Annotated in this window: 4 protein-coding genes; all 4 read right to left on the bottom strand. The window is 45.2% G+C overall.

The window, feature by feature from the left end:
• Positions 1–67: 67 nt before the first annotated feature.
• Positions 68–1,330, bottom strand: coding sequence for a tetratricopeptide repeat protein (locus tag ACTHS3_RS10715; RefSeq protein ID WP_004518882.1), 1,263 nt, complete (start codon positions 1,328–1,330; stop codon positions 68–70).
• A 70-nt stretch (positions 1,331–1,400) separates the two neighbouring features.
• Positions 1,401–2,306 carry an SEL1-like repeat protein gene (locus ACTHS3_RS10710; protein ID WP_049335334.1) on the bottom strand — a complete coding sequence of 302 codons (906 nt, stop codon included), beginning with the start codon at positions 2,304–2,306 and terminating at the stop codon, positions 1,401–1,403.
• Between the two features lie 52 nt (positions 2,307–2,358).
• Entirely contained in the window at positions 2,359–2,847 is a 489-nt protein-coding gene (locus tag ACTHS3_RS10705) for a group II truncated hemoglobin (RefSeq protein WP_004518885.1), read from the bottom strand.
• A gap of 115 nt (positions 2,848–2,962) precedes the next feature.
• Positions 2,963–3,772 (bottom strand): phospho-N-acetylmuramoyl-pentapeptide-transferase (gene mraY / locus ACTHS3_RS10700; protein ID WP_440367936.1); only part of this gene is annotated, 810 nt, incomplete at its 5' end.

Below are 3,772 nucleotides of genomic sequence, written 5' to 3'. Positions count from 1 at the left end.
ATTTTTTTATTTTGAAAAGTCATTTTGGTTTTGTCCTAAGTTTTTCAGACGGCCTTTGAATAAGGATTCAATATCCTTTCTGATTCAATTCTCGGTAAGCATCGCAACCTCGTTGCAATCCATTATCACAAGCCTTACCAAACCAATCTTTGGCAATCTTATAATTCTGACGAACACCTTCTCCGTTGGCATACATCACACCAAAATTATATTGGGCTTCTGCATATCCTTGCTCTGCCGCCTTACGATACCAATGCACTGCCTGTGCATCATCTTGACGAACTCCTTGCCCTTGATCATACATTATACCCAAATTGAATTGCGCTTGAGCAACACCTTGTTCTGCAGCCTTGTGATACCACCTCACCGCCTGTACATCATCTTGACGAATTCCTTGCCCATTGGCATACATTACACCCAAATTATATTGGGCTTTAGCATGCCCTTGTTCTGCCGCCCTGCCAAACCACTGCACTGCCTGTGCATTGTCTTGACGGACTCCTTGCCCTTGAAGGTACATCATGCCCAAATTAAATTGAGCTTGAGCATCTCCCTGCTCTGCTGCCTTTCTGTACCACTTAATCGCCTCTACATAATCTTGACGTACACCTTCCCCACTCGCATACATATCGCCTAAATTATATTGTGCATCTACATTCCCTTGTTCCGCAGCTTTACGATACCATCCTATAGCCTGTATGTAATCCTGATGCACTCCTTCCCCGTTAGCATATGCCACACCTAAATTATACTGACCTATGGCATCTCCATGACCAGCCGCTCTACGAAACCATTTCAACGCCTTCTCATAGTCTTTGCCAACACCTTGCCCATTAGCATACAGCATACCCAAATTTAACTGAGCATCTGTATTTTCCTGATTCGCAGCCCTATAAAACCATTCCGCAGCCTGAGCATAGTCTTGACTAACACCTTGCCCATTTTGATACAACATACCCAAATTATTTTGAGCTCCAGTATCACCCTGTTCGGCAGCCTTACGATACCATTCTGCCGCCTGTACATAATCTTGACCAACACCTTGCCCCAGCTGATACATTACACCCAAGTTAAATTGAGCTTTAGCATTCTCTTGCTCTGCTGCCTTACGAAACCACTGCACTGCTAGCCTGTTGTCTTGACTAATACCCTGTCCATTCGCATACATTGCTCCAATACTTAATTGAGCTTCTGGATCTCCTTGCTCCGCAGCTCTCAGCATATTCTTAAAATCCGGAATACTTTCAGCTAAAGCTGCCTGCCCTAACCCAAAGCAAGCCATCACACCCATTATTATTTTTTTCACCGAAACCTTCATTTTAAAATCCATTACATTCAAATTATTATTTCTGTTTTATCCTAGTTTTTCAGACGGCCCTTAGCAAAATTTAATATCCTGCCTAATCCAATTTTTGATAAGCATCACAACTTTGCTTGTCTCCATTAGCACAAGCCTTCTTAAACCATTCTTTAGCAACTATTTTACTTTGACGTACACCTTGCCCTTTTAGATACATTACACCTAAATTGTATTGGGCCTCAGAACTTCCTTGCTCCGCTGCTTTACGATACCAATATAAGGCCTGCTTATCATCTTGACGAACACCGAATCCATTATGATAAGCCACGCCAAGATCTGATTGAGCTTTGATATTTTCTTGATCTGCTGCACGATGTAGCCATAGCACCGCCTGTTTAAAATCTTTTTGCACGCCTAAACCATGCATATACCTTGTAGCCACAGTATATTGTGCTTGATTATCTCCCTGCTCCGCCGCCTTTCGATACCATTGGAACGCCTTCTCAGGAGCTTTACCGACACCTAATCCGTTATCATACATAATGGCTAAATTGTATTGGGCATCAAGATACCCTTGTTCTGCCGCCTTTTCATACCATTGAGCTGCTTGATCATAATCTTGTTCAATGCCTTTACCAAAAAAATAGATTGTTCCTAAATCATACTGAGCTTTAGCAAAGCCTTGTGCAGCAGCTTTTTGAAACCAATATTTGGCTTGCTCATAATCTTGAGCAACACCTTGTCCCTTATAATATAATCCCCCTAGATTGCTCTGCGCTTCAACATCCCCCTGTTCTGCCGCTCTACGGAACCAATGTTCTGCCTGTTTATAATCTTTGGTAGCCCCTTTCCCCAAGTAATACATCAAACCTAAATTAAATTGGGATGCAGCATTCCCTTGTTTGGCTTCTTGCTCTGTTTCTGCAAAATTTGGGATATCACTTGTATTAGCCATCTGTCCGAATCCAAACAAAGCAACTGCTATTTTTCTTAACCAATTTTTCATTTTACATTCTCTCTTATATTCTTTAATGTCATAGCAGCATTTTCAAACAGACTTAATCTGAAAATTCCTCAAAAAATCTGTTTACACCGTAGCTACTCAAAATCTGCTGCAATTCCGGTGTGCGCACCCATGGGTCAACCGCCATTGGCGGCATAGGCGGTTCGATACCGTCTTCGTTTTGGTTACGACACCAATCTGCCATGGCAAAAACTTGGATTAAAACCGGCTCGGCAAGTGCTTTATCGATGTCCAGTTCGCTCATGGCTTGGGCAAAGCAGGCGATCCATTCGTTGCGGACTTGTACGTTGACGGCAAAAGGCATATGGCGGGCACGCAGTTGGGGATGGCCGTATTTTTCGACAAAGAGTTGTGGACCGCCGAGCCAGCCGCTGAAAAATTCGTAGAGCTTTTCGCGTATCAGGGTCATGTCTTCGCCGTGCATTTGGCGTAAGGCTTGGTATTTCGGCTCAAGTTCCATTAAGTCGTAGAAACGGTCGGTCAGGGTGCGGATGCCGGTTGCGCCGCCGAAAGATTGGTACATGTTTGGAGACTTTCTGTGTGGATTATTGCGGGATTTATTTTGGGACGTAGGATTCAGGCAAGCATGCTTACCTTACATAATGGCCGTCTGAAACTTTCAGACGGCCTTTGGAGATTTAGCGGATTTTGAGGGTACTTAAACCAATCAGCACCAAGACGATGGTGATAATCCAGAAGCGGACAACGACTTGGGTTTCTTTCCAGCCTTTTTGTTCGTAATGGTGATGAATCGGCGCCATCAGAAAGATGCGTTTTTTGGTTCGTTTGTACCAACCGACTTGCAACATAACGGAAATGGCTTCAACAACAAACAGGCCGCCCATGATGACGAGGACAAATTCTTGGCGGATGATGACGGCAACGGTACCGAGCGCCGCACCAAGCGCGAGCGCGCCGACGTCGCCCATAAAGACTTGTGCCGGATAGGCGTTAAACCACAAAAAGCCGAGACACGCACCACACATGGCGGTACAGAAAATCACCACTTCGTTTGCGCCGGCAACGTAAGGCAATTGCAGGTATTGGGCAAATTGGGAGTGGCCGCTGGCATAGGCAAAGATAGCAAGACCGGCGGCGACAAGTACAACGGGGAATGCGGCTAAGCCGTCCAATCCGTCGGTCAGGTTAACGGCATTGGATGTGCCGACGATGGTCAGGTAGGACAATACCAAGAAGCCAACTACGCCAAGCGGCAAGGCAACTTGTTTGAAGAAGGGAACAATCAGGATATTGTTGGCAGAATTTGTCGCAAGGTAGAACAACGCCAAACCGGCGATGATGGCAACGCTGGACTGCCACACCATTTTGAATTTGGCAGACACGCCGTTAGGGTCTTTATAAACCACTTTACGCCAGTCGTCGTAAAAACCGAGTGCGCCGGTAGCAAGCAAGACGCCTAAGAGAATCCAGATATAAGGATTTGCCCA

It is taken from the genome of Neisseria sp. P0009.S007, assembly GCF_051962515.1.
Note: the sequence above shows the minus strand (reverse complement) of the source record. Positions and strands in the feature narration are given on the sequence as shown.